Here is a 14,421-nt window from a genome sequence, read left to right on the forward strand (position 1 = left end):
AATAGAAAGGTGGCGTTGATGGTGCAAATAGAAAATTTAATCGAGAAGACGCCATCATTTAAACAAATTACGGCTGACCTCCAACCCAAGAACCATCAATTGATAACGGGAATTTCTGGATCAGCGCGAACTGAATTGCTAAGTGCTCTTTCTAAAGAAGGGCAGCGACCAATTTTAGTAGTGACCGACACAATTTCCCATATGCAGGAATTAGCTAGTGATTTAGAGAACCTTCTTCCTGCCAATCGTGTTTATCAGTTTCCGGTTGAAGAGGTTTTAGCAGCGGAAGTAGCAACTAGTTCTCCTAACTATCGTCTTCAACGGGTACTGGCCTTAAATGCGTTGATTAATAACGAACCGGCAGTTGTAGTTGCGTCTGCTGCGGGGTTACGGCGCAATATTATTTCACCAGAATACTTTGCTCAGTCCTCGTTAAAGATTAAGACTGGCGGGGAAGTGGATCCAGTAAAAATTCGGCAACAATTAAGCGCAATGGGGTACCAATATCAAAAAATGGTCTTGCGTCCTGGTGATTTTGCGATTCGTGGATCGATTATTGATATCTATGCCTTAAATACTGATAATCCGGTTAGAATTGATCTTTTTGATACAGAAGTTGATTCACTTCGGTATTTTGATGCTAGTACCCAACGGAGTATTGATAATGTTGAAGAAGTTCAGATACTGCCAGCGACAGACTTTATTATCCCAGCGACAGAATTTTCGCGGGTGTATGAAGCCCTTGATACTGAATACAAAAAGGTAGTGAAGGAGTTAAGTGCTGACGATGCTGATATTAAACAGCAGGTGGCTAACCGCTTTGAACCATTATTGAACGCGCTTAAGAACCAGCATTTGCCTAATGAACTTTTAGAATTTAGCAACCTAGTTTATCCGACAAAGCATTCCTTATTTGATTATCTTCCTGATGATGGGACAATTTACTTTGATGACTTGACGCGGATAAAGCAATTTGCCAAGCAGATGACCCAGGAAGATGCAGGCTGGTTTAAAGATAAGGTTGCTCACCATCAATTAACGGATGTTCCAGATCTTAGCAATGACGTATCGACCATAATAAAAAAAGACCTGCATCCGCAAATTTATGGCGCCCTATTTAAAAAAGGTCTCGGTAATATTAAACTTAGCCAAATTACTGACCTAAAAAGCAGAACCATGCAACGTTTCTTTGGGCAAATGCCACTACTGAAAGCTGAACTTCAACGGTGGATTGATCAAGGGCAAACGGTAATCCTGATGGCTAATAGTCCAGAACGACGAAAGCAAATTGCCCAAACGCTTGCTGACTTTGATATCACCGCAACAGAAACTGAATTAACAAATATCAAGCCGAATGTTGTGCAAATTGTTGCTGCTAACTTAAACAATGGGTTTGAAATGCCGCTTGCTGGGCTGGTGGTTATTACAGAAAGCGAGATGTTTAAGCAGGTAAAAAGGGTTCATCATCGTCCACAAAAACTTGCCAATGCCGAACGGTTAAAAAATTATACTGACCTTAAACCGGGTGACTATGTAGTTCATGTCAATCATGGAATTGGGATTTTTAGTGGAATTAAGACGATGGAAGTTGACCATGTTCACCAAGACTACATGATCATCAATTACCGAGATAACGCTCAGATATATGTTCCAGTAACCCAGCTAAACCTTGTCCAAAAGTATGTATCATCAGAATCTAAGACCCCGCATATCAACAAGCTTGGCGGTAACGAATGGGCAAAGACTAAGCGACGCGTTTCTTCAAAAATTGAAGATATCGCTGATGAATTAGTTGACTTATATGCTAAGCGAGAAGCGGAGAAGGGGTATGCTTTTCCGAAAGACGATTATCTCCAAAAACAATTTGATGCTAATTTCCCATATAATGAGACTCGTGATCAGTTGCGGAGTATTGATGAAATTAAAGAGGATATGGAAAAGCCAAAGCCGATGGATCGACTATTGGTGGGGGATGTCGGCTATGGTAAAACCGAAGTTGCAATGCGGGCAATTTTTAAGGCAGTCACTGGAGGAAAGCAGGTTGCCTTCCTTGTACCAACAACTGTTCTTGCCCAGCAACATTACAACACCCTCATGCGCCGGTTTGAAGGCTTCCCAATCAACATTGCCTTAATGTCACGTTTCAAGACGCCGAAAGAGCTAAAAGAGACAGAAGCAGGATTAAAGGATGGAAGCGTCGATGTTGTTGTTGGGACCCACCGAATCCTATCAAAGGATGTTGAGTTTAAGGATCTTGGGCTGTTAATTGTTGATGAGGAACAGCGCTTTGGGGTTAAGCACAAGGAAAAACTAAAGCAATTAAAAAATAATGTTGATGTTTTAACCTTAACGGCAACCCCGATCCCCCGGACATTACACATGTCAATGCTGGGTGTACGAGATTTATCAGTCCTTGAAACACCGCCAGCTGGTCGTTACCCAATCCAAACCTATGTAATGGAGCAAAATAGTAGTGCGATTCGCGATGGGATTATTCGTGAAATGCAACGCGGCGGACAGGTTTATTACCTTCATAATCGTGTTCATGACATTGAAGAGACAGTGGCATGGTTACAAGAACTTGTTCCTGAAGCCCGGATTGGCTATATTAATGGTCAGATGAGTGAAAATGAACTGGAGACAGTCCTCTATGAGTTTATTCAAGGAAATTATGATGTATTAGTGACTACCTCGATTATTGAAACGGGGGTTGATATCCCGAATGCGAATACCCTCTTTGTTGAAAATGCTGATCGGATGGGGTTAGCACAGCTATATCAGATTCGCGGACGGATTGGCCGTAGTAATCGGGTGGCTTATGCTTACTTTATGTATCAGCCTAATAAGGTCCTAACCGAATTAGGAGAAAAGCGGCTAGCTGCAATTCGTGATTTTACCGAGTTGGGGTCTGGATTTAAGATTGCGATGCGGGATCTTGCTATTCGGGGAGCTGGTAACCTTTTGGGAAAACAACAACATGGGTTTATCGATTCTGTTGGTTATGACCTATATTCGGCGATGCTTAGTGATGCGGTAGCTAAAAAGCAGGGTAAGAAGCAAACTATTCACTCCGATGCCGAAGTTGAGTTAGGGGTTGAAGCTTACCTGCCAACGGATTATATTGCAGATCAACGGCAAAAGATTGAATTATATAAGACAATTCGCCAAGCTAAGACGGATGAAGAAATTATTGATATTCAAGGTGACTTGATTGATCGGTTTGGTGATTATCCAGCACCGGTTGGGACGCTGTTGCTTGTGAGCCAATTGAAGAATCATGCTGACCTGGCAATGATTGCTGAAATTAAACGGCAACGGGATAATATTAATATTAAATTTACCGAACGTGCTAGCCGCTTAATTAAAGCCCCTGCAATAATTAAGGAGATAGCTAATACGCGGTTTAAAGCGACGATTGGTGAAGATAATCAGCAACTAACGATTCGGCTGGTTATTCAACCTAAAATGACTACTGATGATTGGCTTCACCAGCTACTACAATTTGTAACGGCTTTAGGAAATGTTATGCAAGCCGATGAAAAAGGAGCGGAAAAATGAGATTAGATAAATTTTTAAAAGTATCACGAATTATTAAACGTCGATCAATCGCTAAGGAAATCGCGGATCAAGGACGGATCTTAATTAATGGGCAACCAGCAAAATCATCCAGTCGGGTAGCGGTTGGTGATACTTTAACAATTAAGTTTGGTAATAAGACCGAAACAGTTAAGATTAATCGGATTGTTGAAACGACGAAAAAGAGTGAAGCGGAAGATATGTATGAAATTATTGATGAAACTTACGCGGAATCCTTTGACCAACTATAATGTCTTCTGAGATATAAAAAAGTTGATAATCATATGGACATTCTCCGCGGTATCTTGCTATACTTAAAGCGTGATAAGTTAAAATGGAGGGGAATGTCAGATGAAAGGACAATCTGATAGCAAAATTTCACAATTAAATACCCCATATGCCCGCCAAGTTTCGAATCAAAAAACATATAATCGGCATGTGCATAAGCGCCGTTGTCAGCGGATTATTGCCGTTTTTTTGGTTATATTCTTAATCTTTGGAATTCAGATATTTCAGAGTAAACGGACATTAGCGGATATTAATGGCAATATTCGACACGCACAATCACAATTAACAAAACAAAAGCAAAAGAATCAACAACTGCAACGTCAAATTAAGTTGTTGCATAATCCCGAATATATTCAGCAGGTTATCCGTGCCAAGTATAACTACTCTAAGAAGGGCGAGATAATCTATAATTTGAACTAATGATCACAAAATAGGATGTTTTTAGTAGGGTTAGAATATTTTAAATGTTAAAATTAAAAATGTAATTGGGTGATTTTTCAGCTTAGTTTTTTATGAGAAGTTATTTTCATACGTTTTCAAGATGAAGTTATGATATACTCAAATACAAAAATATGAGATGGTTCAGGAGGATCTATAGGTTTCATGGCAATTGAAGTTGGAGCAAAGGTTTCAGGTAAAGTTTCAGGAATCACTAATTTTGGTGCATTCGTTGATTTAGATGACAATCAGACAGGGCTAGTACACATCAGTCAAATCTCTGATAAATATATCAAGGATGTTCATGATGTATTGGCTGTCGGGGATGAAGTTACAGCAAAAGTAACACGGATTGGTGATGACGGTAAGATTGCTCTTTCAATCAAGGCCGCAGCTCCTCGTGAACATCAAGATCATCATGAAAATAACCATCATCGTGAAAATAATCACCGGGATTTTCATCACGAACGGAATAATAATTTCCGTGGTCACAATGACAACTTCCGTGGTGGTTTTAGCGGTCGCCACCATAACAGTCACCAACACGAAGACTTTAATGACATGTTAGCTGGCTACCTAAAGGAAAGTGAATCACGTTTATCTACTTTGAAGCGTCAAACTGATGGTAAGCGTGGTGGCCGTGGTGGTCGACGGAGCTAATATGACGGATTTACAACAAGCATTTGAGCGACACCTAGTAAGGAGTCGCTTTTTTGCTACCCAGGATAAGGTAGTAGTTGCCGTTTCAACCGGGGTCGATTCGATGGTTCTGTTAGATCTCTTGCAGCACTTGTCGTCAAAGAATCGTCCCCAGATTATCGTTGCCCATATGAACCATGAGTTACGAAAACAAAGCCAGCTTGAAGAACGATTCATTCGGCAATATTGTAAACAAAATGATTTAAAACTAGCGGTTACACACTGGCCACAAGATCTTCATCCACAGACTGGGATCGAAAACGCTGCTCGGCAAGCCCGCTACCAATTTTTCCGGAAAGTAATGAAAGATAATCGGGCAAGCATTCTGCTCACGGCACACCACCAAAATGATCTAGCAGAAACAATGCTGATGAAGATGACTCGTGGTGGTCAGTTGAGTCAATTAGTGGGAATACGGGATCGGCGCCCATTTGCTTCTGGAACCTTAATTCGGCCACTCTTACCCTTTAGTAAACAGCAGCTAAAGAAATATGCTTTACAGCATCATCTTAAGTGGTATGAGGATAAGACAAATAAGGACTTGAACATTCAACGGAATCGATTTCGGCATGCGATAATTCCAATGCTTGAAGAGGAAAATCCCCAGTTGCTTTCCCACCTCGAAAGCTATCATCAACAGTTAACGGATCTCCTTACCTGGCGTGACCAAGAAGTTGCAGATCAATTAGCAGCATGTTTTGATCAACAAGGAAGAATGATCCTGGCAAGTTTAGCGAAAAACAAGGAAATTATTCGAAAAGAAATTTTACGACAATGGTTTAATCAACAAGGAATATATGATATTAAGGACCAGCAACTTGATGAATTGTTGGAGGCCTTAGAAAACGAGCAAAAGCCACAGCAAATCATTGAATTGCCGCACCGATATATTCTTGCGAAATCCTACGCTACTTGTGCGTTAAAAAAATTGGATAATCCGCTTGAGAACCTACAAAAGCCCCAAGATCATGTGATAAAATTGGAACAATGGTATCAAGTAGATCCAATAAACTTAATGGCAGTGTCAGCTGAAAGATCGTTTTTCAAGGATGAAGAGCAGGTAGTTTCGCAATGGCTTGCTCCTGATCAATTTCCGCTGCGGCTACGGCAATGGCGACAAAAAGATCGTATTCGCTTAAAAAATGGCCATCACCAATTAGTCAAACGGGTTCTAATCAACCAAAAAGTTTCCCGAAAACAGCGTGACCAGCAAATGGTCCTGGTTGATGCGCATGACGAGGTCGTCTGGATAGTTAATCAAAAGTGGAGTTGGTTTGAACGGCCAACCGGCTATCAGCTGACATGGCAGCCATGTTTTATTGGAATAAAAAATAAGGAGAAGAAAGTAAATGAATAACGATATTGAGCGTGTCTTATATAGTGAAGAAATGCTTGGCAAACGAATGGACGAATTAGCAACGGACTTAACAAAAGATTATAAGGATAAACGGCCAATTATCATTTCCGTTCTAAGCGGGGCAGTTTTATTTACTGTTGACATGATTGAACGGCTAGATATTATGGCTCAAATCGACTTTATTGATGTTTCTAGTTATTTTGGTGGATTAGGTTCGACTGGAAAAGTTAAACTTATCCATGATTTAAAAATAGACGTTAAAGACCGGCATGTTCTAATTATGGAAGATATTGTTGATACTGGTCGTACTTTGAAATACTTGATGGACCTGTTAGCTGACCGGGGAGCAAAGAGCATCAAGGTTTGTTCATTATTAAATAAGCCAGAAGGTCGGAAAGTAGATATCGAACCTGACTATGTTGGCTTTACAGTTCCTAAAGAATTCTTGGTTGGATATGGTCTGGACTACAAGGGATTCTACCGAAATTTGCCATATGTGGGAATTTTGAAGCCATCTGTATACCAAAATGACTAAAAATGTTAGATAATTAGGATGACGGAAAAATCGATATTAAATGGACGGTATTTTAAAGATATTCTTAATTAACGTCCATTTTTATGGATCCGTAAATATGTAGTATGTATTATTAATAACATTGGTGATAAAACTATTAATTCTTCTGTGAAATTAATGGTCAATATTTGTCAAATATGCTATGATAGTGACTACAATTATAAAATATCGTTGCTGGTAGATAGGAGGTTGTTATGAACAACAATCGTAAAAAAAATAATTTTACTCATAACGTTCTCTTCTATGCCGTGATGTTCTTGTGTATTATGGGAATCGCCTACTTCTTCTTTGGGGGCAATACCTCAACAGGACAAAGCAAGACCGTTTCCCAAAGCGAGTTTATCTCCGAACTGAAGAGTAATAAGGTTAAGAGCGTTCAGCTTCAGCCAAATGGTGGTGTATATAAGGTTACGGGTACTTACCGTAAACCCCAGTCAAATAATGACAATTCCGCCAACAATACTGGCTTTGCTCTTACACCACAACGAAACAATAAGGTAACCCAATTCCAAAGTTCTGTTTTGGAAAGTGACGTAACTGTTAGTCAACTTCAAAACTATGCTAACCGTCATAATGTAAAGATTAGTACTCGTGCTGAAGAATCTAATAGCGTCTGGATGAACCTGTTGTTGACTGTCTTGCCATTAGTCATCATGATTTTCTTCTTCTACATGATGATGGGCCAAGCTGGTCAAGGTGGCGGCGGCCGTGGAGTGATGAGCTTTGGTAAGACCAAGGCTAAGCCATCTGATGCTAAGAAAAACAAAGTTCGTTTCTCAGATGTTGCCGGTGAAGAAGAAGAGAAACAAGAATTGGTTGAAATCGTTGAATTCTTGAAGAATCCAAAGAAATTCACTAAGCTTGGTGCTCGTATTCCATCTGGTGTTTTACTAGAGGGACCTCCAGGTACTGGTAAAACCTTGCTAGCTAAGGCAGTTGCCGGTGAATCAGGGGTACCATTCTTCTCAATCTCTGGTTCTGACTTTGTTGAAATGTTCGTCGGTGTTGGTGCTAGTCGTGTTCGTGACTTGTTTGATCAAGCCAAGAAAGCTGCTCCAGCAATCATCTTCATTGATGAAATCGATGCCGTTGGTCGGCGCCGTGGAAATGGCATGGGTGGCGGTCACGATGAACGTGAACAAACCTTGAACCAATTGTTAGTTGAAATGGATGGTTTCCAAGGCGATGAAGGAATTATCGTCATGGCAGCTACTAACCGTTCAGATGTCTTGGATCCCGCCCTCTTGCGTCCAGGACGTTTTGACCGAAAGATTTTAGTCGGTCGTCCAGATGTTAAGGGCCGTGAAGCCATTTTACGAGTTCATGCTAAGAACAAGCCAATGGCAAGCGACGTTGACTTAAAGGAAATTGCTAAACAGACTCCTGGGTTTGTTGGGGCTGACTTAGCTAACCTATTAAACGAAGCGGCTTTATTAGCTGCGCGGCGGAACAAAACTGAGATTGATGCTGCTGACTTAGATGAAGCAGAAGACCGGGTAATTGCTGGACCAGCTAAGCATAACCGTGTTCAATCTGAACAAGAACGAAAGACTGTTGCATACCACGAAGCAGGTCACACGATTGTGGGTCTTGTATTAAATGACGCACGAGTTGTTCATAAGGTTACAATTGTTCCGCGTGGGCGTGCAGGTGGATATGCTATCATGCTTCCACGTGAAGATCAGATGTTAATGTCGAAAAAGAATGCGATGGAACAAATCGCTGGTCTGATGGGTGGACGGGCTGCTGAAGAGCTTGTCTTTAAGTCACAATCTTCAGGAGCTTCGAATGACTTTGAACAAGCAACCCAAATTGCTCGTTCAATGGTTACCCAGTACGGAATGAGTGATAAGATTGGTCCAGTAGAACTGCAAAGTTCTGGTCAGGTCTTTACAGGTCAAGGCTATGACCAATCGCCTTACTCCGAAAAGACTGCTGCTTTAGTTGATGAAGAAGTACGTCGAATCTTAACTGAAGGGCACGAAACTGCCTTACACATTATTGAGACGCACCGTGAGCAACATAAGCAAATCGCTGAAGCATTACTCAAGTACGAAACGCTTGATGAAAAACAAATTCTTAGTCTTTATAAGACTGGAAAAGTTCCTGATAAGGATGTGGCTGCTGAAGACGAAGAGGCACGTGCACAAACCTTTGAAGAATCCAAGCGTGAACTTGAACGATTGGAAAATGAGCGTCACGATGAAGCAAAGGATAATCAAAATGATTCATCCGATACTAAGAGTGACAACTCAAATGATTCACAATCAAGTGATGATTCAGACAATTCTGAAGACAAGTAAACTATTGAAAAGACGGAAGATACAAAACCTGATTGGTAGGTGGTGGTCTTCCGTCTTTTCTTTGGGTTAAATTTTAAGGAGGAATTTAAAATGAAAACAACAGATTATTTAGTAAAGTCAATGACCAAGGATGGAAAGTTTCGGGCTTATGCTGTAAATGCTACCCAAGTCGTTCAAAAGGCACACGAAATTCATGATACATGGAGTGCTTCTTCAGCTGCTCTTGGTCGAACGTTAATTGGAACGATTCTCTTGGCTACTTCTAGCTTACAAGGGGAAGCAGGAATGACGGTTAAGATTCAAGGGAATGGTCCGGTTGGCTTTATTATTGCGGATGGAACTGCTGAAGGAACCGTAAAAGGCTACATGGGTAATCCACACGTTTCTTTACCAGCAAATGATAAGGGAAAGATTGACGTTGCAAAGGCAATTGGTAATCAAGGTACTCTTTCTGTAACCAAGATGGCTCCTGGCGACAAGACACCTTATACTGGCGAAGTAAATTTAGTTTCTGGTGAACTTGGTGATGACTTTACTTACTACCTTGCTCAATCTGAACAAATTCCTTCAGCGGTTGGTCTTTCAGTATTCGTTAACCCTGATGAAAATATTGACGTTGCTGGTGGCTTCATGATTCAAGTAATGCCTGGTGCTAGCGATGAAGAAATCAGCAAACTTGAAAAGACATTGAAGGGCTTGCCATTGGTATCACAGATGTTACGTGATGGGGATACGCCAGAAGATATTTTAAAGAAAATTTTTGGTGATGACTTAAAGATCCTTGAAACAATGCCAGTTCGTTATGCATGTGATTGCTCGAAAGAACGTTTTGCCCACGCCCTTGCAAGTATTTCTAAAGATGATATGAAGAAGTTGATTGACGAAGACCACCATGCGGAAGCTGTTTGCCAATTCTGCGGGAAGAAGTACGAATTTAACGAAGACGAATTAAAGAAGATCTACGCGGAAATGACTGCGAATGATGATAAAAAATCAACAGATGAAAAGTAATTTTTGGTGCTAAGCGCGTTGATATGCTATGATAGTTGAGTTATCGGACAATTAAAAATGAAACTGGATGGCCAGCACAGTTTCTTAAGCAGTAATGAGGTGAAAAAATGAAGTGGAAGATCGGTAACGTTGAAATTCCTAATCAAGTTGTTGTTGCACCAATGGCTGGAGTAACCAATTCCGCCTTTCGGGTTATCTGTAAAAGATTTGGTGCTGGCTACGTTGTCTGTGAAATGATCTCAGACCGTGGCATTATGTACCATAATCAACGAACTTTAAATATGATGGATGTCGACCCGGAAGAACATCCGATGGGAATTCAAATTTTCGGTGGAACTAAAGAGACATTAGTTGAGGCTGCTAAGTATGTGGATCAACATACAGCAGCTGACGTGATTGATATAAATATGGGGTGTCCTGTTAATAAGGTTGTAAAAACTGACGCGGGTGCACGATGGTTACTGGATCCTAATAAAGTCTATGAAATGGTGTCATATGTTACTGATGCTGTTAAGAAGCCAGTTACCGTTAAGATGCGAACTGGTTGGGACGACAAGCATATTTTAGCTGTTGAAAATGCTTTAGCAGCTGAACGGGCAGGAGCTAGCGCGATTGCGATGCATGGTCGAACTCGAAAACAAATGTATACGGGACAAGCAGATTGGAATATACTAAAAGAAGTAGCGAGTCAATTGAAAATTCCGTTCATGGCTAATGGTGATGTGAAGACACCAGAAGATGCTAAGAAGATTCTTGATATGACTGGCGCAACTGCCGCAATGATCGGTCGGGCAGCGATGGGTAACCCATGGATGCTAAAGCGGACTGAACATTACTTAGCGACTGGTGAGCTGCTCCCAGAAGCAACTCCAGAACAAAAGATTGAAATGGCTAAAGATCACCTTAATCGTTTAGTTGATTTAAAGGGTGAATATGTTGGTGTTCGTGAGTTCCGGGGGTTATCGACATACTATATCAAGGGTATTCCGCGTGCTGCCCGGACTAAAGTAGCGTTAGTCGAGGCAGAAACACTTGATGAAATGAACGATATTTTTGACCGCTTTGCTGAACAAACTGCAGAACGGGCTGCAAAAAGACAGCAAGCCTAATTACGAGGAGGAGAACTTAAGTGTCACAAGAACTAGATCAAATGCGCGTTCGGCGTGAAAAAATGGAAGAGTTAAAAGAAGCGGGGATTGAACCATTTGGCCGCCGCTTCAAACGAGACCATCTTGCCCAAGACTTGCATGATAAGTTTGATCAATACGATAAAGAAGAATTAAACGAGATGGGCGCCAAAGTAATTATTGCGGGTCGAATGACAAGAAAGCGGAGTAGTGGTAAGGCTGGTTTCGCTGACTTTGTTGATCGGACTGGTAAGATTCAAGTTTACGCTCGTAAGGATATGGTCGGGGATGAACCTTACCATGTTTTCAAACGGTCAGATATTGGTGACTTCCTTGGAATTGAAGGGGATGTTATCAAAACGGATACAGGTGAATTAACCGTTCGTGCACATAAAATTACCTTCTTGTCAAAAGCATTGCGTCCGCTTCCTAATAAGTGGGATGGGGTTACTGATCCTGAAACTATCTATCGTCAGCGCTACCTTGATTTAATTTCTAACCCAGAAAGCTTCAAGCGTTTCCACCAACGGACAGCGATTATCAAGGCCGTCCGGAAATACATGGATGATAATGGCTTTACAGAAGTTGAAACCCCAATTTTGAACACCCAAGCTGGTGGTGCTAATGCGCGACCATTTATCACTCACCACAATGCGCTTGATATTGATATGTACTTGCGGATTGCTACCGAATTGTACCTTAAGCGGTTAATCGTTGGTGGCTTTGAACGAGTATACGAATTGGGCCGGATTTTCCGGAATGAAGGGATGGACCCTCACCATAACCCTGAATTTACTACAATGGAAACTTATGCTGCTTACTTTGACTTCCAAGATGTTATGGATGAAACAGAGGGAATCGTTAAGGCAGCAGCTAAAGTTGTTTCAGATGATGGAAAGATTACTTACCAAGGACATGAAATCGACCTTGGAGGGAACTTTAAACGGATCACGATGGTGGATGCCGTTAAGGAAAAGACTGGCATTGACTTCAGCGATGAATCAATGACGGACGAAGATGCTAAGAAGTTAGCCGATGAACACAAGGTTGAATATAAGCCTTACTGGACAAAGGGGCATATCTTGAACGCATTCTTTGAAGAGTTCGTTGAAGATACACTTATTCAACCAACTTTTGTCTATGAATTCCCTGTCGAAGTTTCACCATTAGCAAAGCGGAATGCTGATAATCCTGCGATGACTGATCGTTTCGAATTGTATGTTGATGGTAGCGAATTGGCAAATGCCTTTAGTGAATTAAACGATCCAATTGACCAGAAGGAACGTTTTGAAATGCAAGCAAAGGAAAAAGCTAACGGTAATGATGAAGCTGAACCAGTCGACTTAGATTACGTTCAAGCCCTCGAATACGGAATGCCACCTACTGGGGGACTTGGTATCGGAATCGATCGTCTTGTAATGCTCCTTACTGATGCTAAATCTATTCGGGATGTTATTCTCTTCCCAACAATGCGTCCAGAAAAGGAAGCTAAGAACGATTCAAAGAAAAAGAAGAACAAGAAGAAGTAAGCTGAATGGTTGATGAAAAATTAGCATAAATAGATAACTCGTATTCCATTTTTATGGGGTGCGAGTTTTTTTGTTTTAGATATGATAGAATAACTATCAATTTAGAGAAGAAATGAGGGGAATTGATGGGAGAATTAGAAAAGTTAAAGCAAGACTGTATAGTAAAACAAAAGCGTGGGTTGCATATAATAATAGCTTCGATCGCAGTATGGGGCGGTATTCTTGCAGTAGAACTACTTAATGTTCCCGTTCTTACTAAAAACTTATTCGTATTTATCTGTACGGCCTTACTTTTACCAGTATCTTATTTCATATCTCGATTGATTAATGTGGATTTTCAAAATAAAACAAATCCGTTGACTAAATTGGGGATGTTATTTTCGATGAATCAGCTTTTGTATCTTCTAATTGCAATGTGGATTTATCCGACTATTCCCAATAAAATGCTAATGGTGTTAGCGATAATATTTGGTGCTCATCTACTGCCATATAGTTGGTTGTATAATTCTAGGGCTTATCTTATTTCATCGATAGTAATTTCAATATTAGCTTTATTGGTGGGAATTAATTTTAAACCGTTTATTTTAGCATCAGTTATGCTTGCCATGGTAGCAGCATTTTGCATTACCTTAATATTAGAAAATCATCAACTTGACTGAAGGGCTCCGATCCGTAAAGAAGATCGAAGCCTTTTTTGCTACATTATTTTAATTCTTGTTAAGCTTACTAATAGTAGAAAAAACAATTGCAAAAAGAGACTAATAGTTATCAAGGGATGTTCCTAACAATCTATCCAAGAAGATATAAAAATTGAATTGGTAAATACATCGAGTTACTAACCGAGTTTAATATTGATGCTTTCCTCCATACTAATTAGGTGATTTTCGGGATGGAAAAGAAATGCTAATTGGTAAGAATGGTAGAGGAGGCGGGCAAACTTATTAAAGGAATAGTGAGTTTAAGAAGCTAATAGACAGTAATGAAAATAAAATTCAAAAAAGTTAAAAAAAGGTGTTGACGAAAGAATGAAATCCATGTATAGTAGTTATCGTTGTCAAAACAGCTAAGTGCTGTTGAGATGGATTAACAAAAAAGTTAAAAATAATTGTTGACATCGACTTGGCAACATGATATATTAATAAAGCTGCTGATTGAGTTATCGATCAAAAGAAATTCAAAAATAATTAAAATTTCTTCTTGACAAGCTAATCTAATACATGTTATAATAAATATGTTGATTGGCTGCTTAATTAGCCAACAGGTAGACCTTTGAAAACTGAACAAAGTTTCGACGAATCAAATGTGTAGGGTCTTCGATCACGATGTGATTTGAAGCAAAACATTTGCGAAGTCAATTCGCTTAATAACAAAGATAATTGAGAGCTATTCAAGTTCTTATATATTTTATATGAGAGTTTGATCCTGGCTCAGGATGAACGCCGGCGGTGTGCCTAATACATGCAAGTCGTACGCACTGGCCCAACTGATTGATGGTGCTTGCACCTGATTGACGATGGAT

At 40.3% G+C, this 14,421-nt stretch carries 11 protein-coding genes and 1 rRNA gene (1 of these 12 cut by a window edge); all 12 read left to right on the plus strand.

Annotation, left to right across the window (positions count from 1 at the left end):
- Positions 1-18: 18 nt before the first annotated feature.
- Positions 19-3,558, plus strand: coding sequence for a transcription-repair coupling factor (gene mfd, locus LREU_RS01340; protein WP_003667257.1), 3,540 nt, complete (start codon positions 19-21; stop codon positions 3,556-3,558).
- On the plus strand, positions 3,555-3,827 hold the full coding sequence (locus tag LREU_RS01345; RefSeq protein WP_003667258.1) for an RNA-binding S4 domain-containing protein: 273 nt from the start codon (positions 3,555-3,557) through the stop codon (positions 3,825-3,827). The genes mfd and LREU_RS01345 overlap by 4 nt, the downstream gene beginning before the upstream one ends.
- Positions 3,828-3,927: 100 nt before the next feature.
- The gene (locus LREU_RS01350; protein WP_003667261.1) at positions 3,928-4,284 is read left to right on the plus strand and encodes an FtsB family cell division protein; all 357 of its coding nucleotides are present in this window, start codon (positions 3,928-3,930) and stop codon (positions 4,282-4,284) included.
- 183 nt (positions 4,285-4,467) lie between these two features.
- Entirely contained in the window at positions 4,468-4,962 is a 495-nt protein-coding gene (locus LREU_RS01355; protein ID WP_003665652.1) for a S1 domain-containing RNA-binding protein, read from the plus strand.
- Position 4,963: 1 nt separating this feature from the next.
- Complete coding sequence (gene tilS, locus LREU_RS01360; protein ID WP_003673314.1) at positions 4,964-6,358, plus strand: tRNA lysidine(34) synthetase TilS; 1,395 nt, start codon at positions 4,964-4,966, stop codon at positions 6,356-6,358.
- Positions 6,351-6,893 (plus strand): hypoxanthine phosphoribosyltransferase, encoded by a 543-nt coding sequence (hpt, locus tag LREU_RS01365; protein WP_003667265.1) that lies wholly within the window; start codon positions 6,351-6,353, stop codon positions 6,891-6,893. Before tilS ends, hpt begins: the two co-directional genes overlap by 8 nt.
- 233 nt (positions 6,894-7,126) lie before the next feature.
- Entirely contained in the window at positions 7,127-9,235 is a 2,109-nt protein-coding gene (gene ftsH / locus LREU_RS01370; RefSeq protein ID WP_003665658.1) for an ATP-dependent zinc metalloprotease FtsH, read from the plus strand.
- 90 nt (positions 9,236-9,325) lie between these two features.
- Positions 9,326-10,246, plus strand: a complete 921-nt coding sequence (gene hslO, locus LREU_RS01375) for an Hsp33 family molecular chaperone HslO (RefSeq protein WP_003665660.1) — start codon at positions 9,326-9,328, stop codon at positions 10,244-10,246.
- A 107-nt stretch (positions 10,247-10,353) separates the two neighbouring features.
- Positions 10,354-11,355 (plus strand): tRNA dihydrouridine synthase DusB, encoded by a 1,002-nt coding sequence (dusB, locus tag LREU_RS01380; protein WP_003665662.1) that lies wholly within the window; start codon positions 10,354-10,356, stop codon positions 11,353-11,355.
- A gap of 20 nt (positions 11,356-11,375) precedes the next feature.
- The gene (gene lysS / locus LREU_RS01385) at positions 11,376-12,902 is read left to right on the plus strand and encodes a lysine--tRNA ligase (protein ID WP_003667268.1); all 1,527 of its coding nucleotides are present in this window, start codon (positions 11,376-11,378) and stop codon (positions 12,900-12,902) included.
- Positions 12,903-13,027: 125 nt separating this feature from the next.
- Complete coding sequence (locus tag LREU_RS01390) at positions 13,028-13,561, plus strand: DUF7010 family protein (protein ID WP_003667270.1); 534 nt, start codon at positions 13,028-13,030, stop codon at positions 13,559-13,561.
- Positions 13,562-14,306: 745 nt separating this feature from the next.
- Positions 14,307-14,421, plus strand: a 16S ribosomal RNA gene (locus LREU_RS01395); it runs 1,461 nt beyond the window's last position.

Source organism: Limosilactobacillus reuteri subsp. reuteri, assembly GCF_000016825.1.
GTDB lineage: Bacteria > Bacillota > Bacilli > Lactobacillales > Lactobacillaceae > Limosilactobacillus > Limosilactobacillus reuteri.